Origin of the sequence: Pandoraea faecigallinarum, from assembly GCF_001029105.3 — a bacterium.
Lineage (GTDB): Bacteria > Pseudomonadota > Gammaproteobacteria > Burkholderiales > Burkholderiaceae > Pandoraea > Pandoraea faecigallinarum.
On the sequence record NZ_CP011809.2, the window covers coordinates 1 to 22,258 of the forward strand.

Consider the following 22,258-nt stretch of genomic DNA (forward strand, 5'->3'; position numbering starts at 1 on the left):
AGCGCGATTACGGTGCTTGCCAGCATCCACACCGTCATCCCCGTCGTGTCGGTGATGGATGCCAACGGTCATGTACTCAAACAACAGGTGGTGGACAGGGAGACGATTACCGCACAGGAGAGCTTCGTTCAGAGCCAGGTGTACGACTTCATCATGGACTGCAACACTTTCGATCCGGCGTGGCGTCAGCGCTTTGCCGATCTGTGCCGGCTGCACGCCACGCCCGACGTGGCGCGCCAGTACGACGCGGAAACCGCTGCGGAGAACCCGCAAAACCCTACTACCTGGTCGGGCAGGGGGGCCGACGTTACCCCCAAGATCACCGGCATCACCTCGCTGGGCAAAGATGCGTATCAGGTGTCGTTCCAGTCGATTACCGAGAAAGCGGCACCGAGCCGAAGACCGAGTACTACACCGCGCTGGTGCGCTACACCTTCACGTTCAAACCGCTCGCGCTGGGCGATCGCTGGGAAAACGCGCTGGGCTTCGCCGCGACGGCGTATCGCAAGGATCAGGAACTGAGCCGACAGTAATCGGCGCCAATTATCGACGTCAACGACCGGCACCCGTCATCGAATTCAGCAAGGACACCGTCCATGAAACCCAACGCTGCTTCCCTCGCGCTTGTTCTTCTGGCCAGTGTCTGCGTGCCGCTGGCGCTGCTGGCACCACTGACGCCGGGCCCCGGCGTGGGCGGCCAAGAAGCCGAAACAGCTGGTGACCGACGATCGCGTGAAACAGGTGGCCTACGATCCGAATCAGGTCTATGAGTTGGTCGGCACGTATGGCTATCAGACCTCGATCGAATTCGCCGACGATGAGACGGTCAAGGTCGTGACCGTGGGCGACTCGATCGCCTGGCAGACAGTGCCGTACCAGAACCGCCTCTTCATCAAGCCGGTTGAGCCCAACGCGGCCACCAACCTGACCGTGATTACAGACAAGCGCACGTATTACTTCAAGCTCATGAGCGCAAAAAGCCGCGCTTCGCAGACCTTCCTGGTGCGCTTCATCTATCCGAATACCAGCACCGGCTTGGCGGGCGGGGTGGATGGGATGGGCGGGGCGGGCCGATCGAACCACGGCTTCGACCCGGCGAAGCTCAATCTCGACTACGGCACGTCAGGCAATAAGTCGGCCATCCGGCTGACGCGCGCCTTCGATGACGGCCAATTCACTTACTTCCTGTTCGACCAGAACGCCGAGATCCCCACGGTGTACACCGTGGGGCCGGACGGGACCGAGTCCATCGTCAACACGCGGCGCGAGGGCGCGTACCTGGTGGTCGAGCGCACGGCGAGCCTTTTCACGTTGCGCAATGGCGACGCGTATCTCTGTGTGCAGAACAACGCCAATCCGTATCAGCGCGTGATCAATGGTTCCGTGGGTGGTTCGGTGAGTGGCCCAGTGAGCGGGCCGGCGCGCGATCCAACGCATTCTGGATGGGGAAACTGACATGGGCGACCCTGCCAGACAACCTGAGGAGGACCGCGAGGCGGCCGTGCGCGAGTGGGAACAGCACCACCATCACTCGCTGGTGGCCGATGGCCGGAAGCGGACGGCGGGCGGCATCGCCATGGTCGCGATCGCGGCGGCCGTGCTCGGTGCTGCCGGGTACATCAAGCACGTCAGTAGCGAATCGGCGAAGCCGGCGGGTAATAGCGAGCTGAGCATTGCCGAGCGTAAGCCGGTACCGAAACTCAAGGTTCAGGAGGCGGCCGGCGTACCCGTGGCGCCATCCGCACCCGCCGCGCCGGCCGCAGTGGCCACAACGCCGGCGAGCGCGACGCCAGGCGATGACCCGATGGCCGCCCAGCGCGAACAGATGGCAATGCAACGGCAGGAACAGGCGCGCCGCATGCTCGAAGCGCGTATGAAGTCGGCCATTATCGCGCCGAATACGAACAACCCAGCGCCCGGCGTGCGCGGCGACGCAGGGCAGACGCACGCCGGCACACTTGGCACCGGTGGCGGCGCGCAAGACCCGAATTCGCGCTTCGCACGGGCCGTCTCGGGCAATGGCGTGGCCGTCAGTCCGGCGCACCAAATCGACAATCTGCCCTACAAGATCTTGCAAGGCAAGCTCATTGAGGCCGTACTGGAACCGCGCGCGATCTCCGATTTGCCCGGCATGGTGTGCGCGACCGTGCAGCGCGACGTGTACGGCGCGCAGGGCCGGCACAGGCTGATTCCCTGGGGTTCGCGCGTGTGCGGCGTGTATAGCGCCGAAGTGCGCAAGGGGCAGGACCGCCTGTTCGTGATCTGGAACACCGTGCGCAGGCCCGATGGCGTCGAGGTGGCGCTCGATAGCGCCGGTGCCGACCAGCTCGGCACAGCCGGAATGGGCGGCCGGGTGGACAGGCATTTCGCAGAGGTCTTCGGCATGTCCGCGCTGCTGTCGATCATCGGTGCGGGCGCGGCGACCGTCGGGGTCAATCCTGTCGATCAGTACAACTCCGCGGCCGCCTATCGGCAGTCTGTGCAGCAGGCGGCTGCGCAAACCTCGCAGTCGGTGCTCCAGCCGTATATCAACATTGCGCCCACCATCACCGTGCCGGCCGGCTCACGCGTGCGCATTTACGTGAACAAGGATCTCGATTTCACGCCGGTCTACCAGGCCGACATCGACACCACCCGCGACGCGGCCAGGCATGGCGGCGTGACGTTCATCCAGTAAGGGCCGGCCCATGTCTCAGATCGCTTCATTTCGCGCCAAGCTCTCGTTGCTGACCGACTATCTCGATGATCCCGGCATCACCGAAGTCGCCATCAACCGCCCCGGCGAGGTGTGGATCGGGCGGCAGGGCCAACGCTATATGCAGCACGCCGACGTGCCCGAACTGAACTACCGGCTGCTCGAGTCGCTGGCCGACGTGACCGCCGCGTACACGAATCAGGAAACCGATCGGGAGCGGCCACTGCTGGCGGCCACGATGCCGATCAATCTGGCGGAGGGCGTCGATGACACCGAGCGTGGCGGCTACCGCGTGCAGGTCGTGCGCCCGCCGGCCGTCGAGGAAAAGACCATCGCGCTGTGTATCCGCAAGCCTACGCTGCTCGATATCGGGCTGGACCAATACCGCGAGCAGGGTGCGTTCGATCACGTGAACGAGACGCTCGAGGACGGCGATGATTCGGACGAACGGCTGCGGGAATTGTACCGGGGGCGCAAGTGGGAAGCGTTTTTGCGCGGCGCGGTTCGCGCGCACAAGAACATTGTGATCTCGGCCGGTGCGAACGCCGGCAAGACCACGTTACTTAACGCGCTGCTCAAAGAAATTCCCGAGCATGAGCGTGTCGTGACGATAGAAGACGCGCGCGAAATCCGGCCGCGCCAGCGCAACTGTCTGCACATGCTGTATTCGCGGGGCGGGCAGGGCGTGGCTCGTGTGACGGCTGTGGAGCTCCTCGAAGCGATGCTGCGCCTCACACCCGACCGGCCCATCATGGGCGAGCTGCGCGGTGCGGAAGCGTATGCCTATCTCGAGCTGCTTAACTCCGGGCACGCCGGCTCAATCACGACGATTCACGCCGACAGCGCGAGTCTGATGTACGAACGCCTCTCGCAAATGGTGATGCGCTTCGGTGCGGCGATGAGCCGCGACCAGATTATTGCGTACGCGAAGTCGCTGATTCAGGTGGTGGTGCAGTTCAAGCGCGCTGCGGATGGCCGCCGCTACGTCTCGGAGATCCTCTATGAAGGCGCTTAACGGAAAGGCGATGGCGGCGGGCAGGCTCACCGTCTTCGCTATTGTCGCGGTGTTGGCCGTGATGCCTATGCTGCCTATGCTACTTATCCTGCTGCCGCTCACGGCCCGTGCGCAGAGGCCGGCACACCCACAACCACAATCGCAGCCGCAGGCGACGTTGCTCGAGACCCCATTCGAGACCCTCGCTGCGCAGTGCGCCCCGGACGTCCACCCGTCCACGCTGCGGGGCGTGGTGAGCACGGAATCCTCGGGCAACCCTTACGCCATCGGCGTGGTGGGCGCGCGCCTCATGCGCCAGCCGCGCAGTCTGGCCGAAGCCGTCGCCACGGCCCGCGCGTTGGCGCGGCAGGGCTTCAATTTCTCAATGGGCCTCGGGCAGGTGAATCGCGGCAACCTCACCAGGTACGGCGAGACCTACGAAACGATGTTCGATCCGTGCCGCAACCTGAAGGCGGGCGGCGCCATCCTCAAGGATTGCTATGCGCGGGCCAAAGTGCGGATGCACGACGACCAGCGCGCCTTGCGCGCCGCATTCAGCTGCTATTACTCGGGCAATTTTGCACGCGGCTTCCGACCGGACAAAGCGGGGCGGCCCAGCTATGTGCAGAAGGTGGTGGCAAACGCCACCGAGGCGGTGCCACCGATTCCGGTGGTGCCGGCGGTTGTGCAGCAAAGCACCGATGGGCCGATTCCGGTTCGGCCGGCGGCCCGCGCTGCTGGGGCGGCTATGGGGGCTGCCAAGCCTGCCGTTGCGCCGCCGCAATGGGTCTTCTTCGCGGACGCACCATCGCATGAAGAGGGGGCCGTGCGCTCGCCCATGTTTTCACCGAGCGGAACGTCCGATAGCCTCGCGGTGCAAGTGCGACGGGTGGCGCGGGGTACTGAAGATTCGGGGCGCGCTGAGGGCATGCGCGCTGCCGCGGCGGTTCAGTCAGAACCCGGCCCTCCGCGGGAGGCGAGCGCGGCACCGACACGGCATCCGCCGGCGAACGGCGTTCAGAAGGAAGCCTCCTTCGTGCAGTTTGCAAATTGAGCGACGTGTGGCCCAAAGACAGCTCACTTGGTTCACATGTGAAAATCAGGAGTCAACGCGATGAAGAATTGGCTTATCGCACTGCTCATCGTGGGCGCTGCCGCCTCCGCGCACGCTTCCGACTTTGGTTGCAAGGTGCTGTTGTGTCTGGCGAATCCGGCATCGAACGGTGGCCCCCAAGGGGTCGCCGAATGCGTGGCGCCGATCGACCAGCTCTATCACGATCTAGACAAGGGCCGGCCGTTTCCGACGTGCGACCTCGCGGACGGCAACGACGGTGGCAGCTATGCCCGCCAGGTCTACGACCCCTACGACCCATGTCCTCCGCCCTTGCAGCCGGCCGCCCGCGGCGCCTACGTCGTGCAGGGCCGGCGCAATGTTGGCAATGGCGGCAACGCCGGCAGCGGCGGCAGCGGCGGAATTGGGTGGGACGGCAGCGGGGGGTACACGCTGAGCGGTCAACCGCAGATGTCCGAGTCGCAAAGTGGCCAGAGTGGCGGCGGAACAGGGCCGCGGGCCTGCGTCGGTAAACCGGTCGGTACCTATACCGTGGGCAACTATGACGATAGCGTCACAGTCAATGTGTTCGTCCAGGTGCTCTGGCAGCCGGCGCAGAATCCGCGCGCCATTGACGTGTTTATCAACAACGTTCGGCAACAGCGTGTGCGCTGGTGACCGAGAGAGCGAGAGAGGAGGAGTGATGCGTCGATTTATCGTTTGCGCCGCCTGGTTGGCCTTCGCCGCCGGGGCGGAGGCTCACGGTCTCACATTGGGCGGTCTGGCCGGAGGGTACAACACGGCCACCGCCGAGCCAGGGCCCACAGCGCGCGCGCCGACTGCCGAAGCCGCTCGAGTCGCGGAAGTTGCTTTTTCCCCGGAGGCCGGCGGCGAAGCGTTGGTGCTCAAGGCGATCCATTCGGCGAAAACCTCCCTGCGCCTGGCGGGCTACCTCTTCACGTCGCCGCCCGTGGTCCGTGCCCTGCTCGATGCGAAGCAGCGCGGCGTGGATGTGGCGGTCGTGGTCGATGACAAGGGCACCCGTTCGACCACTTCGCGGCAGGCGCTCAACCTGCTGGTGAATGCCGGCATTCCGACCCGCACGGTCAGCGTCTACGCGATCCACCACGACAAATACATCGTCATCGACGGCCTGCACGTCGAGACGGGCAGCTTCAATTACACGACGGCGGCCGCAAAGCGCAATAGCGAAAACGTGCTGGTCCTGTGGAATTACCCCACGCTGGCCGCCCAGTATCTTGCGCACTGGCAAAGCCGCTGGGAGCAAGGCCAGCCGTACCAGTCCAGTTACTAGCGGAGGCCCGCCCGGGCGGCGATGCGATCCCCCACTGGGAGCCGCCGTCGGGAGGAGTGAACGATGCAGAAACATGAAGTCGAGAACGCCACGCTGCTCTTTGGCGTCATTCTGCCGATCACCGGCTGGCTTGCCGGCGCGTGGGTGGCACATGTCCCGCTTAGACCGCTCCCGCAAGCGCTCACCGTCGCCTTGCAGATGACGCCGCACCATCCGCTCATTACCGGCGGGGCTATGCTCGGACTGGGCCTTGCCGCAGCGAGCGGCTATCTAGTCCACGAATACGGTGACGACGGGTTCCGCGGCGCCCCGTATCGCCGCTGGATGCGCGGCGCCCGCATGGCGAACTGGCATCGCGTCAGGCGCCTGGTCAACGCGGCCAACCGTCGGGAGAACCGGCGTCGACGCAAGGACGATGCGACCGCGCCGCGCTTGGCCCCGATCATGGTCGGCGCGATGCCGATGCCGATCCACCTGGAGAACCGCAACACGCTGATATGCGCGTCCGTGGGCGCGGGCAAATCCGTGGCGATGGAGAGCATGATCGCGTCGGTCGTGAAGCGCCGCGACAAGATGGCGGTGATCGACCCCAACGGCACTTTTTATTCGAAGTTCGGCTTTCCCGGCGACACGATCCTTAACCCGTTCGACCGTCGCACGGCAGGCTGGACGCTGTTTAACGAGATCAAGGGCGTGCACGACTTTGACCGCATGGCCAAGAGCGTGATCCCGCCGCAGGTCGACCCGAACGACGAGCAATGGTGCGCCTACGCGCGCGACGTGCTCGCCGACACCATGCGCAAACTGGTCGAGACGGACAACCCCGATCAGGACAGGCTCGTGAACCTGCTGGTGCGAGAGGATGGCGAGGCGATCCGCGAGTTCCTCGCGAACACCGATTCGCAAGGCTACTTTCGCGTGAACGCCGAGAAGGCCATCGCCTCGATCCAGTTCATGATGAACAAGTACGTGCGGCCGCTGCGCTTCATGAGCCAGGGCGACTTCTCGCTGCATACGTGGGTGCACGATCCTCGTGCTGGCAATCTGTTCATTACGTGGCGGGAAGACATGCGCACGGCGCAACGGCCGCTGGTGGCCACGTGGATCGACACGATTTGCGCCACGATCCTGAGCTACGCGCCGATGACCGGCGCCCGACTGTGGCTGTTTCTCGACGAACTGGAGTCGCTCGGCAAGCTCGAGTCGTTTATCCCGGCCGCGACCAAGGGGCGCAAGCACGGCCTGCGCATGGTCGGCACGATCCAGGATTGGGCGCAACTCGACGAGGCTTACGGCACGGACGCGGCCAAGACGCTGCTCGCGTGCTTTCGTAACTATCTCATCTTCGGCGCGTCGAACGCGCTAAATGCGGACAAGGCCAGTGAGATTTTAGGCAAGCAGCACGTTGAGCGCATCCAGGTCACGTCCAACGCTGGCCGGGGTGGGGCCGGCCGCAGCCGCCACGTGGTGGCGAGCCCACCCGAGCCGGTCGTGATGGATTCGGAAATCTCGTACCTGCGCGACTTGCACGGCTACGTCATGTTTGCCGAGGACTTTCCGATTGCCCGCATCACGCTGCCCTATGTGAACTATCCGCATCGCGCAGCGGCGATCGAGGTCAGGTAAGGAGCGCGTCATGCTCAACGTGACCCCGATTCGCGGCAACAACCAGTATGCGGCGGCGCACTATTTTGCAGCCGCCGACGATTACTACGCCAAGGAACATCCCGGCGAGTGGCAGGGCGAAGGGGCGCAGCTGCTTGGACTCACCGGGCCGATCGAGCAGGCCCAGTTCTCGCGCCTGCTCGATGGCCGGTTGCCCAATGGCGAGCGCATTCAGACGACGTTCGATACGACCGCTCACAAAAAGCGCATGGGGCTCGACCTCACATTTTCGGCCCCCAAGTCGGTATCGATGCAGGCGCTTGTCGCCGGCGACCGGGAGGTCAGTGCAGCGCACGACCGCGCCGTCACGCGCGCCCTCGAACAGGTCGAGCGGTTGGCCGAGGCCCGTAAGAAGACCAAGGGCAAGAGCTGTCGCGAGCGTACCGGGAATATGGTCATTGGCAAGTTCCGGCACGAGATGAGCCGGGCCAAAGATCCCCAGCTTCACACGCACGCCGTCGTACTGAACATGACACGGCGCGCCGACGGCGCGTGGCGTGCGTTGTCGAACGAGGATATTTTCCGCGCCTACGACGGCATCGATGCCCTATACAAAGCCGAATTGGCGAGAGGCATGCAGGCGCTGGGTTACGCGATCCGGGTCGTTGACGACAAGGGCAATTTTGAGTTGGCCCACATCAGCCGTGAGCAGATCGAGGCGTTTTCCGCGCGTAGCCGCGTCATCGAGCAAGCGCTGGCCGACGAGGGCAAGACGCGCACGAGTGCGAGCACGCTCGAAAAACAGGTGATTGCACTCGCCACACGGCCGCGTAAAGACGAATCCGACCGGCAGATCGTCAAACAGTACTGGATCGAGAAAAGCCGCGAACTGGGCATCGACTACGGCGCCCGCTCGCCGCTCGACGGGCACAGCGAGGGTCCACGCAGCGCGCTCGATCGCGCTGCGGCAATGAGCCTGCCAGTCGGGCTCACGCCGGCGCAGGCGGTGGTGCAGTACGCGATTAATCACCTCACCGAACGTGAGGCCGTGGTGCGGGAAAGCGCGCTCACGGCGACGGCCCTGCGCCGCGCGGTCGGGCTGGCCGGCATCGAGGAGGTGTGTGCCGAAATCCGGCGCCTGGTCGAGCAAGGGGCGCTGATCGAGGCGGTGCCAGCCTACCGCACGACCAGATCCATGGACGGACCGGCGCTCTCGCCGGCCGGCTGGGCGAGCTTTTTGAGTGAACGCGAAGGATTAACCCAGCAGGAGGCCCGCGCTTATGTATCTCAGGCCATCCAGCGTGGGTCTCTTGTGGCGGCCGAGACGCTTTATACGACCCACAAGGCGCTGGCGCGCGAGAAGGCGATACTGGCCATTGAACGCAGCGGCCGCGCCGCGCTTGCGCCGATCATGACCGCTGTGGCGGTCAAAGCGGCGCTTGAGGGCTTCCCACTGAACGCTGACCAGCGTTTGGCTGTGGAGACCATCATCGCGACGCCGCACCGGTTCGTCGGCAACCAGGGCGACGCCGGTACCGGAAAAACCTATACCGTCAACCAGGCCGTCGCACTCATCCGGCAGGCGGCAGCAGGCAACGGCGGTGAGAGCGGATACCGCACCGTCGCGCTCGCACCCTACGGCAACCAGGTGACGGCGCTTAGGAACGCGGGGCTCGACGCGCACACGCTGGCGAGCTTTCTGCGTGCCAAAGACAAGTCTATCGATGCCAGGACGATCGTCGTGCTGGATGAGGCGGGCGTCGTCGGCGCCCGCCAGATGGAGCAGCTCATGCGCGCCGTCGAGCAGGCCGGTGCGCGTATGGTGATGATCGGCGACACCAAGCAGACCGAGGCCATCGAGGCCGGCAAGCCGTTCGCGCAGCTTCAGCAGGGCGGCATGCCCACCACCCGCATCAGCGAGATTACGCGGCAGGAAGACCGCGCGCTCAAAACCGCGGTCGAACACGCCGCCGAGGGCCGCGTCACGCAATCGCTTGCGCACCTCAGCCACGTGGAAGAATTCAAGGAACCGTCCGAGCGCCATCGCGCCATCGTCGCGGACTACATCGCGCTCACGGAAGCCGAGCGCCGAGATACGCTGATCGTCGCCGGCACGAACGATGCCCGCCGTGAGATCAACCGCATGGTGCGCGAGTCGCTGGCGCTCACGGGGAACGGGCGCGAGTTCGAGACCCTGACCCGCGTGGACATGACGCAGGCGCAGCGCCGCTTTGCCCCGAGCTATCAGCCGGGCATGGTGATCCAGCCCGAGCGCGACTATCAGAAAGCCGGGCTGACGCGAGGCGAAACCTACCGCGTCCGGGAAGCGTTACCGGGCAATATACTGCGCCTGCAACGGCCCGACGGCACCACGGCCGCGATCAACCCTCGCCGGGCGACGCAGCTCAGCGTCTACCAGCTGGAGCGCGCCGAGCTCTCAGTCGGCGATACCGTGCGGATCAACCGCAACGATCCCGGGCGCGATCTGACCAACGGCGACCGCCTGCGGGTGGTCGGGGTGGCGGGCGGTGCTGTCACATTGGAATCGCTTGAATCGATCGAGCCGCGCGAAGGCCGGCCGGTGCGCTCGCTTGAGTTGCCGTCCACGAGGCCCCTGCATCTTGAGCACGCCTACGCCTCGACCGTTCACAGCGCGCAGGGCCTGACCAGTGAGCGCGCCCTGATTGCGCTCGATACGAGAAGCCGCACCACGTCGATGAACCTCTATTACGTTGCCATCAGCCGGGCGCGGCAGGAGGCCCGCGTCTATACGAACTCGCTCGGCGAGCTACCGGACGCCATCGCCCGGCGTTTCGACAAGAGCACGGCACTGGCGCTCCAGCGCGAACGACAGGTGCTGCGCCGCGAGGCCGGCCTGCCGCCAAAAGGCGCGGCTGACGGCAAACCGGCGCTATCGCGCCCGCCACGCGAGCCGCATGAACTGCACGAGCCGCAGCGCAGGGCGCCGGCGAGTGGCAAGGAATCATCGGGGTACGAGCGCTTTGACTAATTCCGTGCCAACAATGGGAGCACGGCTGGCGCGTGAGCGACGCATTCAAAACGGTCGAATGGCGGATGTCGGGCAAAACTCGAAGGCAATGGACGGGGCCATCGCCAAGAGAACCCCGCAGGGGGTGCGTTTCGTGTATTGAGGTTTTCGGGCCCGTTAAGGGACCAAAAACCTCCAGGGTTAAGGGCGTTCACACGGTATAGGCCGAAGGCCGTAGGGGAATTGTTCTGAAAGAACAGCAACGTGATAGCGAAGAACGAGCAAAAGTCTAACAACTGCACACCGAAATGAGAGCGTAGTCGAAGTGATGCAGTAGGTATGTAGTAGTGCAATGGTAGTGATTCAGTAGTGATTTGGTAGCGAATGAAGCCACTCGTGAGGACCCCATGAGCGAAACTGAATTGAAAGCCCGAATCGAGGCGCTCAAGCGCTCGACGAAAGCCTCCCGGCTGCGCCAATTGATGCCGACGATCGAGGCGAAGCTCGCCGAGGGCGTGCGCGCGGCCGAGATTGTCGAGACGTTGCGCAAGGGGGGCTGGAACTGACGATAGCCACCTTCAGAAACTACCTGTACCAATACCGTGCCAGGCATCGGAACAAGAGTACGGAGCGGCCGGAGGTGCCCGGCGGATCCCAGACGGCCGGGGTGCCCGCGTCACGCCGGCCCGAGGCGTGCGTGTCGCAGGAGAGTGTCCCGCCCGCAACAGATAGCGGGCCTCCCCCGCCGCGAGAACCGCTCTCGGTGCAGGAGCTCGATCGTCTGATGAAGCCCGATCCGGCGGAACTGGCCGAACGGATCGCGCGCTATGAGCGACTCGCGATAGAGAAAGAAAGGAAATGATATGAACGCCTCCCACCCGTGAGCGGTAGGAGCTAGCAGAAAGGAATCGAAGGCGGAGCCTCACGGGCCAACGGCAACAGAGTGCCCAGATGGAAGACCATAGAGGTTTTCCTAGCAAACCGGAGGCTCCGAAATGAAGCATACGACAGTGGGTGTGGACATTGCAAAGAACGTGATGCAGCTCCATTACATCGACGCAGAGACGGGCGAAATCGTGAACAAACCGGTGAGACGGGGCGCGTTTCTCGAACACTTCGCGAATCTGGCTCCGTGCCTGGTCGGGATGGAGGCGTGCGGTGGCTCACAGCACTGGGCCCGCAAGCTCACGACGATGGGCCACGAGGTGAAGCTGATGCCGGGGAAATTTGTGAAGGCGTTTGTGATGGGCAACAAAAACGACGCAGCCGACGCGAAAGCCATCTGGCTAGCCGTGCAGCATGCAGGCAAATCGGTTGCGGTAAAGACGGAAACACAACAGGCGGTACTGGGACTGCACCGGATGCGCGAACAGTTGGTGAAGTTCCGCACAATGCAGATTAATGGCTTGCGCGGCCTGCTTGCCGAGTACGGCGAAGTGACGGGCAAAGGCCGGGCTGCGCTGGATAAGGCGATCCCCGGTGTACTGGAGCGACTGGTCGATCGTCTGCCGGCGATTCTGATCGACACGTTGCGCGAGCAATGGAACGGGTTGGCGGAGCTAGATAAACAGATTGCGAGCATCGAGCGACGTCTGCAGACGTGGATGAGAGAGGACAAAGCGAGCAAAGCGATTGCGGCGATACCGGGCGTTGGTCTGCTGACGGCGACGGCGGCTGTTGCGACGATAGGCGATGCGAAGACGTTCAAATCTGGGCGAGAGTTCGCGGCTTGGATTGGATTGGTTCCGAGGCAAACGGGTACGGGTGGCAAGGTGCATCTGCACGGAATCAGTAAGCGAGGCGATATATATCTACGCAAGCTGTTGATCCACGGTGCGCGCAGCGTGCTGTGTCTGGCGAAAGAGCCAGGGCCGTGGGCCGAAGGAATCAAAAAGCGGCGACCGCTAAACGTAGCAATCGTGGCTCAGGCCAACAGGATTGCCCGCACGATCTGGGCGATCCTGGCGCACGACAGGCAGTACGAACGGGGTTACCTGAGCGTGAAGCCGGTTTAACCGATGAGCACTGGGTAGCAGGACGATTAATTTTTACAGGATGACACGTCGAAAGGTTGCGCTGGCAATCGTATGTAATGACAAGACAGGTCGGACCGGGACTCGCTAAACCTGAATTTTCGGATGAGCTTCGAGCTCGCTAAGGAAATGAGGTGTATTAGCTGAGACTTGATCTGACAGGTAGTCGGAAGGATTAAGCGGTCACGGCAGCTGAATGAGGAATGAGTTTCTCCTTGGCGAGCGAGAGAGAATCGAGGAAAGTCTGCATGGGCGTCTTGCCATAGCACCATCGACCTTGATGTTCTCGCCGCGTGTTGTACTCGTCAAGCCAGTGGTCGAGGTCGGCCTGCAGTGCGGGGATGCAGTCGTAGATTTTCCTGCGAAAGGCGATGCGATAGAACTCGTTGAGCATCGTCTTGTGCAACCGCTCGACGATACCGTTGGTCTGGGGCGACCTGGCCCGAGTACGGGTGTGGTCGATGTTTTCCACCGCCAGATAGAGCTCATACTCGTGATGCTCGGGGTTACCGCAATATTCGGTGCCACGATCGGTCAGGATGCGCATAAGCGGGATGCCGTGGCTATCGAAGAAGGGCAGAACGCGGTCGTTGAGCAGATCAGCCGCCGGCAGTGGCGTCTTGCGATCGTAGAGCTTGGCGAATGCGACCTTCGAGTAGGTATCGACGAACGTCTGCTGGTAGACCCGGCCCACCCCTTTGAGCGTGCCGACGTAGAAGGTGTCCTGAGCGCCGCAGTAGCCGGGACACTCTGACTCGAATTCGCCGTGCGTTTCTTTCTCAAGCTTGGCCCGCTCGAGCGAGGCGAGCTGGGTCTCGGTGAGCACCAGCCCTTCCTGCGCAGATTTGGCCTCCAACGCCGTCAGGCGTTTGTTCATGGTCTCGAGGTCGTGACGTAGCCAGATGCTGCGCACGCCCTGAGGCGAGACGTGCAGCGCATGACGCTTGAGCACCTCATTGGCGATGCGGATCTGGCCGTACGCGGGCAACTCCAGGGCCAGCTCGACCACTGCGGCTTCGACCTGCGGATCCACGCGATTCTTGGGCTGCGGGCGCCGCCGAGAGATTTCCTGCAGGGCGGCTTCGCCGCCCGTCTCGTACAGTTCTTTGAATCGGTAAAAACTGTCGCGTGAATAGCCCATCACGCGACACGCTTGACTGACATTACCGAGCTGGCGGGCTAGCTCGAGAATTCCGACTTTGGCACGAATGACTTTCTGATCTTGCGTCATGGTGGACTCCTTGCGGTTCAGGGACCGCAACGTTGCCGTCACTGGATGCGACGAACAACGCTGTGCCCCGGGAGAAACCGACAGCTGTCAGATTTAGTCTAGGCTATTACAAATGAGGTGCGGGTCCGCGGATTTCATGGTGGGCCGCAGCGTATCGGGCTGCAACAAGCCCGGATATAAAGCTGCAACCCCTCCTGTCACAGTCGGAACACACGAAAAACCGTCGCAAACGGGAGGCGTTCATATAAGCCGAAAATGAAAGTCGCGGTCCTGAATTTCAGTGGGAATCCGGGCAAGACCACGCTGGTCGATCATCTGCTCGCGCCGCGCATGAACGCGCCCAGGTTCGAGATCGAGACCCTCAATGCGAGCTCGGCCGACACCGGCGCGCTGCGCCTGAAGGGCCGCGACTACGGCGGGCTGCAAGAGGGCCTGATGACGCTCGACTCGGCCATCGTCGACGTGGGCGCTTCCAACGTCGAGGAATTCATCAAACAGATGGGCCAGTTCGAAAGGTCGCACGACGAGTTCGACTACTTCGTGGTGCCTGCGGTGAGCGAGAAAAAGCAACAAACCGACACCGTGAACACGATTGAGACACTGGCTGGCCTCGGTGTGTCGGCACAGAAAATCCGCGTGGTGTTCAACAAGGTCGAACTCGAAGACGCGAGCGACGTGCCGCGTCTGTTTCGGACGATCTTCGGCTTGCACGATGGTACCCAAAGCTTCACGCTGCGAGCAGACGCCGTGGTGTTCAAAAACGAGATTTTCGAGCGGCTGCGGGGGCTGAACAAGTCCGTCGCCGACGTTATTGCGGACGACACGGACTATCGGGCCATGCTGCGCGAAGCGGGCGATGAGGCGACCCGCTCGCGCGCAGTAAGCATGATCAGCGCCCAGCGCCTGGCCAAATCTGCCCACAAGAACCTCGAGAACGTCTACCGGGCGTTGTTCAGGTAATCGGGAGGGGTCATGGCCACTGATGTCGCCACCGCGCGCGAAGCGCTGATGGCCGAGCTGCTCCAGGAGGCTGACACGCTCGTGCGGCGCTTTGAGCAGGCTGACCAGGCGCTGGCCGCCAGGATGGAGCAAGCGACCACGGACGCGGCCGGTAAGGCGTTTCTGGCCGCCCGGCTCAGCTTCGAGTCCGTTATCGACAAAAACGCCGCGAAACTGACTGAAGCGGGCCGACACGCGGCGGCGCAGATCGGCAATCAGCTCAATCATAATGCCGCGCGGGCCGTCGCCGTGAACCTCGCGCTTGAGCGCAAGGCGCGGCGGTTCGTGCTGCTGCTTGTCGGCTTCGCGTTCGTCGCAGGGGCGGTAGGTGGATTCGTCGGGGCCCGGCTGGCCGGCCTCTGAGGCCTTGACACTGAGACATTGACCGCTAAAAGATGGGTGACCATCGCGCTATCGCCTCACCCAAAAGCATCGCCACAAACAGCGCCTTACATCAGGGGCAGCGCGCCATGATGGCCGGCCACCGGGGCCCGCGTGGACGATGTCGCCGACGCTTCGAGCTTTGCCGCGCTACCGGTGTGCGGATCCGACAGTTTCGTCGTGTCCTGCGAGCGCCTGATGCCTTGCCATACAAGCACGCTGAGGCCGCCCCACTGGAGAATGCGGCGGACGACACGTCCGATCTGCGTATGCGACAAGCCGCTGAGCGCCAGCGATGCCACAGAATGGTTCGTTGCAATAAGCGTGGGTAGGCGAGCGAGGGCTTAATTAGCGGTGTGGCTGCGCGCTTCATCTGTAATAGCCTAGACTAAATCTGACAGCTGTCGGTTTCTCCCGGGGCACAGCGTTGTTCGTCGCATCCAGTGACGGCAACGTTGCGGTCCCTGAACCGCAAGGAGTCCACCATGACGCAAGATCAGAAAGTCATTCGTGCCAAAGTCGGAATTCTCGAGCTAGCCCGCCAGCTCGGTAATGTCAGTCAAGCGTGTCGCGTGATGGGCTATTCACGCGACAGTTTTTACCGATTCAAAGAACTGTACGAGACGGGCGGCGAAGCCGCCCTGCAGGAAATCTCTCGGCGGCGCCCGCAGCCCAAGAATCGCGTGGATCCGCAGGTCGAAGCCGCAGTGGTCGAGCTGGCCCTGGAGTTGCCCGCGTACGGCCAGATCCGCATCGCCAATGAGGTGCTCAAGCGTCATGCGCTGCACGTCTCGCCTCAGGGCGTGCGCAGCATCTGGCTACGTCACGACCTCGAGACCATGAACAAACGCCTGACGGCGTTGGAGGCCAAATCTGCGCAGGAAGGGCTGGTGCTCACCGAGACCCAGCTCGCCTCGCTCGAGCGGGCCAAGCTTGAGAAAGAAACGCACGGCGAATTCGAGTCAGAGTGTCCCGGCTACTGCGGCGCTCAGGACACCTTCTACGTCGGCACGCTCAAAGGGGTGGGCCGGGTCTACCAGCAGACGTTCGTCGATACCTACTCGAAGGTCGCATTCGCCAAGCTCTACGATCGCAAGACGCCACTGCCGGCGGCTGATCTGCTCAACGACCGCGTTCTGCCCTTCTTCGATAGCCACGGCATCCCGCTTATGCGCATCCTGACCGATCGTGGCACCGAATATTGCGGTAACCCCGAGCATCACGAGTATGAGCTCTATCTGGCGGTGGAAAACATCGACCACACCCGTACTCGGGCCAGGTCGCCCCAGACCAACGGTATCGTCGAGCGGTTGCACAAGACGATGCTCAACGAGTTCTATCGCATCGCCTTTCGCAGGAAAATCTACGACTGCATCCCCGCACTGCAGGCCGACCTCGACCACTGGCTTGACGAGTACAACACGCGGCGAGAACATCAAGGTCGATGGTGCTATGGCAAGACGCCCATGCAGACTTTCCTCGATTCTCTCTCGCTCGCCAAGGAGAAACTCATTCCTCATTCAGCTGCCGTGACCGCTTAATCCTTCCGACTACCTGTCAGATCAAGTCTCAGCTAATACACTTCATCGACTGGGTTCCCGGTGCTCGAAACCGTAGAGTCTACCTGTCTACCCCTATCGCGACGGAACCGTTTTTTGTGGTACCCCTTATAGTTTCCTGAGGGAGTTTGGAAGCTGCTGCCCCATTGCAAAATGACATATCGCTCTCATGCGAGGTGGTTCGCCTTCGGGAACCGATATCTCTTCGTTGTAATCTGAGCGATCCCGGACAGAACCTGACCGCTCATCCTCGAGATCTATTCGCTCATCCACAGAACTGGCGCGCTCACCGGCGGAATCTGTTAATGACCCCACGGTATCGGAAGGCTCACTAGCGGCATCGGCCCAATCGAACAGCTCGTGGGCGCGCGTCGCGTTTTTCCAAAAACCGTCCCATGCTTTTTGAGACGCTGGGGACTCATGCCTCGGCTTCGGTCAAACCTCCCTAAGTTGACAACGCCGCACCATCAGCTCGGTGGGAAATGGCGGACGGCCACCGCGCTCGCGGCCCGGCCTCGGCGCCGCCTCGTCGATCTGCGCGGCGAGTGCCACAAAGTCCACGTGTTCGCTTAGCTTGCTCAGCGCATCCCCTATCTGGTCCAGCTTGCTCTCTCGTTCCTGCTCTGCAAACAGACTGATCTTGATCATCCCAACATCCTCGTGCCTTGCCCGTCGATTACAACATCATGCCTGCGTATCGGCGGTTTTTCGAGGTGCCCCTATGCACTGGCCGCGTAAAAACCAACCTGCCCCTGGCTTCGCTTCGGCGTAACTTCGTTATCGCGACAGAACCAGATTTTTTCATGCCGCATTCTATCCTCCCCCGCCTAACAACCTGACGATACCCGGGCCGCTACACCCACCCAAAAAAATATAAAGCCGACTTTTTTGCGTAATTTCAAAAGAATTTTTTCATGTCATCGTCTATAAACAAACCCTCTGCATGACGCCGACGTTGTACGGGGGGGAATACTTGGCGCGCTGGGGCTTCACGCCGCAAAAGCCGATGAAGCGGGCGCACGCGCAGCCTTGGCTGAGCTCACACACCGGCGAGCACGAAGTGTTCTACCTGCCGTCGTACAGTCCTGGGCTCAATCTCGGCGCGGTGTTCATGTTCAACGCCGACCTCAAAGCGAAGCAAGCTGCCGGCGCGAACCAAGTGTCATGTCAAGAAAGTCGTCGCAAGTCATTTGCAGGACTTCCAGAAATAGCCACAGCGTGACGCGGGCAATTTTATGTGCAAAACAATTCGCTATACAGCCTGATTCAAAGTCATTGGTTTCTAAAAAATGTTAAGGATCTGAAGTTGAATATCTATCTTTCGAAGGGCCCGAAAATCCCCAATCTCGAGACCACGACATGGGGTGCTAAAACCTACAGCGACAAGAATTTGCGTCGCACCGACAGTAAAATTAGTAAGTTCGACAAAGTGGCGCCAGGCCAACAGCTGACGCACCTCCAACGGCTTAGAGCCAGTTTGGAAGGCTTCCAAGCGGCGAACGTCAATAAAAACAGCAGAGCAGAGCATCTTCACAATGTCTATCGTGCGAAAAACAGCTATTTTAACGATAAGGTTGCCGACGCATTTGGAGAGAAAAAAGAAGAAGGTTACTTAGATCTGAATTTTGGTCACCTCGATAATGCTTATTTCACCCGAAGCAACGATGAGGCTTTTTCCACTGTGTTTTTACGTCTTAGGAATTATGCCGACAAAATTACGGGCAAAGAAAACCAAGACAAGTTGTCACAAGCAGATAATGTGCCTACTGAGACACGCGATGCAATTCTTGAAGAATTCAAAAAAATTAAAAAGTTGATCGACAATATTAATCTACAAGATAAGCTAGTATCTTTCGGTTGGACTCAAGTAAGACCCGTTGAAAATATGAGAACCGAGGCGGATTTCACGTTGGATGTTGAGCCTCTCCCGGAATTTCACCATAATGGAATGGGGCAACCATCGTGGACGAATTTCAATTTAAACCAAAAAACTGCATACACTAATGCCGCTATGGTTTTTAATGAAATTAAAAACTCTACAATTCCGGAAAAAGATAAATACCAATTTTTTAGCGACGTGCTCTCTTACGTGCAAAGCAAAGAAGGAGTAAAGCCCAAGTGGCCACAGGATGAAACCGTTCGTCAGACACTGCAAAATAAATTTGTAGATATCACGCATGAATTAGTTTTAGGCGAAATAAAATCGTCTCCAGAATTGTCAAGATTTTTTTGTCAAAATGCAGAAGATGCATTTGATGTCAGTGTTAGATACTTTGGTATCAAAGCAAAAGATGACACCCAATGTGCCCTAACGAAGCAGTCAGGGGTGAAGTGCGTTGACAAAAATAATGTCACCATCGCCACGTTCACCGACCCTCTGCCGGCCGCTCAAGCCCGAGCATCGGGGCATTTGCCCCAATTATCGCCCCTCCAGCTAAGGATCAACGTGGATATCGCTGGGCATGGAGACAAGGCCGGGGCCAGCGCGCTTGAGATGCGAAAATTTTTTATTGAGCTAAGCAAAAAAATCAATCTCGACCTCAAATCCGTTGCGAGCATCGAAATAAATAATGATGTGCTGCAAGGAACATGGCCGTCATTCAATCCCGATAAGTTTTTTAGGATCAATCAAATTGGCATCTCTTTTAAGGCTGGTACAGCGACAAAAAAAATTTACGAAGACGCCAAAGTATTAGATGATTTTACTAAAAAGTTTTTTAAATTAAAACATACGTCTTTTGATACTGGCAGTGCCATAAAGATGGCTGGTCTCGACTACGTTACGCAAATCCATCAATCGCAACATTTATTGGTGAACGGTTACATAAAAAATAGTTTTGCGAAGACTCCCGGTTTTGGAGGCGTTGTAGCTTAAGGCATCCGCTTATACACAACTGCCTGTATTGCCACCTGTGCGTAGCGCGTGCAGTGTCTTAGCAGGGCACTGTCACGTTAGCGGCGAGTTGGCATACGATGAAGCGATGAGAAAACCGAAATCGCTCTATCACGGCCACCGTTTCCCGGCGTTGGACATCAGCCATGCCGTGCGTTGGTACTTCCGATTTCAGCTCAGCCTGCGCGACATCGAAGAGTTGCTGTTCGAGCGCGGAGTGACGGTTAGCTACGAGACGATCCGCCGCTGGTGCAACAAGTTTGGCAAGGGTTTTGCCCACCGAGTCAAAGCGGCGCGCCGCAAGGCCGGTGGCACGTGGCACCTTGACGAGATGTTCGTGAGCCTGCGCGGTGAGCAGTACCTGCTGTGGCGCGCCGTCGACGCGCATGGCGCGGAACTCGACATCCTGCTGCAGAAACGGCGCGACAAGGCGGCCGCCAAGCGCTTCTTCAAGCGCGTGCTGCGCTCGAACCCGGTGCCGCACAAGATCGTGACCGATCAACTGCGCAGCTATCCAGCAGCCAAAGCCGAGCTCCCGGAGCTGGTCAACGTCAAGCACGTGTTCGTCAAAGCAGCGGCCCGGATCAACAACCGCGCGGAGAACAGCCACCAACCTACGCGGGAGCGCGAGCGGCGCATGCGGGGCTTTCGCGACCCAGCGCGCACGCAGGCCTTCCTGTCATGCTTCGGGCCAATCCGGCAGCACTTCGCACTCAAACGCCATTTGCTGCGCGCGAGGCTTTATCGCAAACAGCTCGCGGTGTGCTTTGCTGCATGGCGAGAATTCACCAACGTTACCCAAAATCCGTCCCATGCTTTTTGAGACGCTGGGGACTCATGCCTCGGCTTCGGTCAAACCTCCCTAAGTTGACAACGCCTCGTCGAGTGTGGCGGCCCGCATGGCATCCCGGGAGGCTTGCGCCCGCTCGAAACCGTGCAGGATCTCGTAAGCGCCGTCGATAACGTGCTCGGCTACGTTGCCCTTATAAGACACCCGCACGTCGGCGACGCAATCACCACAAACAAGGCCGTTGCTGCACACGAAACGGAGCATTCCCGCGAGCATTTGATAGCTGCTCGTGCCGTCATGCGAATTGACCAAAATCACTTCGTTGGCCTCACAACTGTTGAACTGGCCGACGTGCCGCAGCCGGATCATGTGTTTGGTGGTGTCTCGCCGGTCGTCGGTCCGCACGCGGGATTGGCACACCATGAGTGGCTCGAAGCCTTCGCCGCGCAGTTCTTGCAGCACGACGGCGGTGGGGATGTAGCGGTACCGCTCGGAGCGGCTTTCATGCGGGGCCAGTGCGAAAATGGACGGTGCAACGGCACGGATCTGGTCGTCCGACAAGGGATACTCGGAGCGCAGCGCCGGTGGATGAGAAGCAAAATGGGAAGCGAGTGGCATGGTATGTCTCCTGACAAAGAGAGGGGCGACCATAGATTTCTGAGACGGCCGCAGGTGCGGAGCTTGGGCGGCATGTCGAGCGCTCCCCATTAGCACCACACGACGTGACCAAAATCGACGGTGCGGCGGTAGTGGTAGCGGCCATCCCAAGGCGTGAACGTGTATTCCATGTACGCGCAACCTAGGACCACAATCCAGTGATGCAGTGAGAGCGATGGCATATCGGCCTCCATCAAAAAGGGGTGGGGTTCACCGCTACCGGATTCCAAGATTTGGAGCCCGCTTTTTGGGGTTTCGGTGCGGTCGGCACGAGGAGCCCGGATGGCCTGTTGCCGCCGTCTTTCCTGAGTTCATCGCCCGCGACGGCCGGGAGTGCGCGGCCCGACGCCGTCAAGGAACCAAGCGCAGGGTGGGTGCGGCCCGCTGGCGCAGCCGAGGACACGGCCCTGCGCGCCTTGATGGCGTCGGGCCGTGCGCTAAAGTCGCGGACAAGGGGATGAGTTCAGGAAAGACGGCTTAACGGGAAAGGGCAGTGCTGCATGCGGATCGTGTGCAAGCGAAGCGCGCAGGGCCGGGTGGATGAATCCGGGCCGGAGGGGCCATGTCAGCCGAACTCAGTGAGGGACGATGGAGAAGTGCCCAAGTCGAGACGCCGCCCCGCCGTTTGGAGCAGACGGCCCAGCGCACGTAAACCTGAAACGATCTCAGTTTGACTTGATCTTCGCCAGCGCACGCCATTAACTGGTAACTGGCGTCCGCTGACAGTGTCGCGGGCGCATCTCCCCATTTTTTAGGAGTGCGATTATGGGTTCCAGTGTTCCGAATCTAAGCGTCAACTGCGATTACGCCACGCCCGAGAAGGATACTGCCGTCGAACTGCACATGGCATTGCCTATCCCATATGCCGATCTGGGAAAGGTGCAGAAGTGGCTCGGCGACGGTGATTGGACGTCGACTGAGCAATACCTGGCTGTGAAATATCCGCAGCATCGTGAATGGCTCTCAGACTGGCTGGCCGCGAGCCGCGAGCCGCGAGCGTAGTGACGGCCCATTGACCGCAAAACTTGCGGCGGTAGGCTGATCGCCGAGACAGGGATCGTCAGGG

At 60.9% G+C, this 22,258-nt stretch carries 19 protein-coding genes and 4 pseudogenes; 18 read left to right on the forward strand and 5 right to left on the reverse strand.

The features are described 5' to 3' along the window. Positions 1–54: 54 nt before the first annotated feature. From AB870_RS26995 to AB870_RS24910, 11 genes and pseudogenes are all read left to right on the forward strand, one after another. Positions 55–533 (forward strand): annotated as a pseudogene (locus AB870_RS26995) (VirB8 family type IV secretion system protein). Between the two features lie 63 nt (positions 534–596). Further along, a pseudogene (gene virB9 / locus AB870_RS24870) lies at positions 597–1,455 on the forward strand (P-type conjugative transfer protein VirB9). A 1-nt stretch (position 1,456) separates the two neighbouring features. Beyond that, positions 1,457–2,677, forward strand: a complete 1,221-nt coding sequence (locus tag AB870_RS24875) for a TraB/TrbI/VirB10 family type IV secretion system protein (protein ID WP_047909476.1) — start codon at positions 1,457–1,459, stop codon at positions 2,675–2,677. 10 nt (positions 2,678–2,687) lie between these two features. Further along, complete coding sequence (virB11, locus tag AB870_RS24880) at positions 2,688–3,710, forward strand: P-type DNA transfer ATPase VirB11 (protein ID WP_047909477.1); 1,023 nt, start codon at positions 2,688–2,690, stop codon at positions 3,708–3,710. Next, the gene (locus AB870_RS24885) at positions 3,697–4,743 is read left to right on the forward strand and encodes a lytic transglycosylase domain-containing protein (protein WP_418304028.1); all 1,047 of its coding nucleotides are present in this window, start codon (positions 3,697–3,699) and stop codon (positions 4,741–4,743) included. The genes virB11 and AB870_RS24885 overlap by 14 nt, the downstream gene beginning before the upstream one ends. A gap of 60 nt (positions 4,744–4,803) precedes the next feature. Further along, complete coding sequence (locus AB870_RS24890) at positions 4,804–5,418, forward strand: hypothetical protein (protein ID WP_047909478.1); 615 nt, start codon at positions 4,804–4,806, stop codon at positions 5,416–5,418. Between the two features lie 55 nt (positions 5,419–5,473). Then, on the forward strand, positions 5,474–6,055 hold the full coding sequence (locus tag AB870_RS24895; RefSeq protein ID WP_047909479.1) for a phospholipase D family nuclease: 582 nt from the start codon (positions 5,474–5,476) through the stop codon (positions 6,053–6,055). A 63-nt stretch (positions 6,056–6,118) separates the two neighbouring features. Further along, a complete protein-coding gene (locus tag AB870_RS24900) occupies positions 6,119–7,681 on the forward strand; it encodes a type IV secretion system DNA-binding domain-containing protein (RefSeq protein ID WP_047909480.1) in 1,563 nt (520 codons plus the stop codon). Between the two features lie 10 nt (positions 7,682–7,691). Then, a complete protein-coding gene (mobF, locus tag AB870_RS24905; RefSeq protein ID WP_047909481.1) occupies positions 7,692–10,670 on the forward strand; it encodes a MobF family relaxase in 2,979 nt (992 codons plus the stop codon). Positions 10,671–11,056: 386 nt separating this feature from the next. Beyond that, entirely contained in the window at positions 11,057–11,215 is a 159-nt protein-coding gene (locus tag AB870_RS27325) for a hypothetical protein (RefSeq protein WP_237170184.1), read from the forward strand. A gap of 429 nt (positions 11,216–11,644) precedes the next feature. Beyond that, the gene (locus tag AB870_RS24910) at positions 11,645–12,664 is read left to right on the forward strand and encodes an IS110 family RNA-guided transposase (protein ID WP_047909179.1); all 1,020 of its coding nucleotides are present in this window, start codon (positions 11,645–11,647) and stop codon (positions 12,662–12,664) included. A gap of 193 nt (positions 12,665–12,857) precedes the next feature. Here AB870_RS24910 and AB870_RS24915 read toward each other — a convergent pair whose 3' ends face one another. Beyond that, on the reverse strand, positions 12,858–13,913 hold the full coding sequence (locus AB870_RS24915) for an IS481 family transposase (protein ID WP_047906141.1): 1,056 nt from the start codon (positions 13,911–13,913) through the stop codon (positions 12,858–12,860). Between the two features lie 255 nt (positions 13,914–14,168). Here AB870_RS24915 and stbB point away from each other — a divergent pair, with 255 nt between their 5' ends. Next, the gene (gene stbB / locus AB870_RS24920; RefSeq protein WP_047909482.1) at positions 14,169–14,873 is read left to right on the forward strand and encodes a StbB family protein; all 705 of its coding nucleotides are present in this window, start codon (positions 14,169–14,171) and stop codon (positions 14,871–14,873) included. Between the two features lie 48 nt (positions 14,874–14,921). Further along, positions 14,922–15,275 (forward strand): hypothetical protein, encoded by a 354-nt coding sequence (locus AB870_RS24925; RefSeq protein WP_047909519.1) that lies wholly within the window; start codon positions 14,922–14,924, stop codon positions 15,273–15,275. A gap of 86 nt (positions 15,276–15,361) precedes the next feature. On the opposite strand, the gene AB870_RS24930 is transcribed toward AB870_RS24925, so the two are convergent. Continuing rightward, a complete protein-coding gene (locus tag AB870_RS24930; RefSeq protein ID WP_047909483.1) occupies positions 15,362–15,595 on the reverse strand; it encodes a hypothetical protein in 234 nt (77 codons plus the stop codon). Positions 15,596–15,778: 183 nt separating this feature from the next. Here AB870_RS24930 and AB870_RS24935 point away from each other — a divergent pair, with 183 nt between their 5' ends. After that, on the forward strand, positions 15,779–16,834 hold the full coding sequence (locus tag AB870_RS24935) for an IS481 family transposase (RefSeq protein ID WP_047906141.1): 1,056 nt from the start codon (positions 15,779–15,781) through the stop codon (positions 16,832–16,834). 477 nt (positions 16,835–17,311) lie between these two features. Here the strand turns inward: AB870_RS24935 and AB870_RS24940 are convergent. Continuing rightward, positions 17,312–17,500, reverse strand: a pseudogene (locus AB870_RS24940) (IS5/IS1182 family transposase); the annotation flags it as partial. A gap of 295 nt (positions 17,501–17,795) precedes the next feature. Between AB870_RS24940 and AB870_RS24945 the strand changes: the two are divergent. The 3 genes from AB870_RS24945 (at position 17,796) to AB870_RS24955 (ending at position 20,568) form a co-directional block, all read left to right on the forward strand. After that, positions 17,796–18,074 (forward strand): hypothetical protein, encoded by a 279-nt coding sequence (locus AB870_RS24945; protein WP_047909485.1) that lies wholly within the window; start codon positions 17,796–17,798, stop codon positions 18,072–18,074. 84 nt (positions 18,075–18,158) lie between these two features. Further along, positions 18,159–19,727 (forward strand): hypothetical protein, encoded by a 1,569-nt coding sequence (locus tag AB870_RS24950; protein WP_157112545.1) that lies wholly within the window; start codon positions 18,159–18,161, stop codon positions 19,725–19,727. 106 nt (positions 19,728–19,833) lie between these two features. After that, a complete protein-coding gene (locus tag AB870_RS24955) occupies positions 19,834–20,568 on the forward strand; it encodes an IS6 family transposase (protein WP_047909487.1) in 735 nt (244 codons plus the stop codon). 57 nt (positions 20,569–20,625) lie between these two features. On the opposite strand, the pseudogene AB870_RS24960 reads toward AB870_RS24955, so the two are convergent. Together AB870_RS24960 and AB870_RS27390 are read right to left on the reverse strand one after the other, a co-directional pair. Then, positions 20,626–21,153: pseudogene (locus AB870_RS24960) on the reverse strand (DUF932 domain-containing protein); the annotation flags it as partial. An 89-nt stretch (positions 21,154–21,242) separates the two neighbouring features. Next, the gene (locus tag AB870_RS27390; protein WP_257786675.1) at positions 21,243–21,374 is read right to left on the reverse strand and encodes a hypothetical protein; all 132 of its coding nucleotides are present in this window, start codon (positions 21,372–21,374) and stop codon (positions 21,243–21,245) included. A gap of 583 nt (positions 21,375–21,957) precedes the next feature. Between AB870_RS27390 and AB870_RS24965 the strand changes: the two genes are divergently transcribed. Beyond that, entirely contained in the window at positions 21,958–22,194 is a 237-nt protein-coding gene (locus tag AB870_RS24965; protein ID WP_047909488.1) for a hypothetical protein, read from the forward strand. Positions 22,195–22,258 lie beyond the last annotated feature (64 nt).

What these genes read in the sequence shown, in the direction of transcription:
- AB870_RS24875 (WP_047909476.1), top strand. Translation starts at nt 1,457, where the DNA reads ATGGGCGACCCTGCCAGACAACCTGAGGAGGACCGCGAGGCGGCCGTG.
- virB11 (WP_047909477.1), top strand. Translation starts at nt 2,688, where the DNA reads ATGTCTCAGATCGCTTCATTTCGCGCCAAGCTCTCGTTGCTGACCGAC.
- AB870_RS24885 (WP_418304028.1), top strand. Translation starts at nt 3,697, where the DNA reads ATGAAGGCGCTTAACGGAAAGGCGATGGCGGCGGGCAGGCTCACCGTC.
- AB870_RS24890 (WP_047909478.1), top strand. Translation starts at nt 4,804, where the DNA reads ATGAAGAATTGGCTTATCGCACTGCTCATCGTGGGCGCTGCCGCCTCC.
- AB870_RS24900 (WP_047909480.1), top strand. Translation starts at nt 6,119, where the DNA reads ATGCAGAAACATGAAGTCGAGAACGCCACGCTGCTCTTTGGCGTCATT.
- mobF (WP_047909481.1), top strand. Translation starts at nt 7,692, where the DNA reads ATGCTCAACGTGACCCCGATTCGCGGCAACAACCAGTATGCGGCGGCG.
- AB870_RS27325 (WP_237170184.1), top strand. Translation starts at nt 11,057, where the DNA reads ATGAGCGAAACTGAATTGAAAGCCCGAATCGAGGCGCTCAAGCGCTCG.
- AB870_RS24910 (WP_047909179.1), top strand. Translation starts at nt 11,645, where the DNA reads ATGAAGCATACGACAGTGGGTGTGGACATTGCAAAGAACGTGATGCAG.
- AB870_RS24915 (WP_047906141.1), bottom strand. Translation starts at nt 13,913, where the DNA reads ATGACGCAAGATCAGAAAGTCATTCGTGCCAAAGTCGGAATTCTCGAG.
- stbB (WP_047909482.1), top strand. Translation starts at nt 14,169, where the DNA reads ATGAAAGTCGCGGTCCTGAATTTCAGTGGGAATCCGGGCAAGACCACG.
- AB870_RS24925 (WP_047909519.1), top strand. Translation starts at nt 14,922, where the DNA reads ATGGCCGAGCTGCTCCAGGAGGCTGACACGCTCGTGCGGCGCTTTGAG.
- AB870_RS24935 (WP_047906141.1), top strand. Translation starts at nt 15,779, where the DNA reads ATGACGCAAGATCAGAAAGTCATTCGTGCCAAAGTCGGAATTCTCGAG.
- AB870_RS24945 (WP_047909485.1), top strand. Translation starts at nt 17,796, where the DNA reads ATGACGCCGACGTTGTACGGGGGGGAATACTTGGCGCGCTGGGGCTTC.
- AB870_RS24955 (WP_047909487.1), top strand. Translation starts at nt 19,834, where the DNA reads ATGAGAAAACCGAAATCGCTCTATCACGGCCACCGTTTCCCGGCGTTG.
- AB870_RS27390 (WP_257786675.1), bottom strand. Translation starts at nt 21,374, where the DNA reads ATGCCATCGCTCTCACTGCATCACTGGATTGTGGTCCTAGGTTGCGCG.
- AB870_RS24965 (WP_047909488.1), top strand. Translation starts at nt 21,958, where the DNA reads ATGGGTTCCAGTGTTCCGAATCTAAGCGTCAACTGCGATTACGCCACG.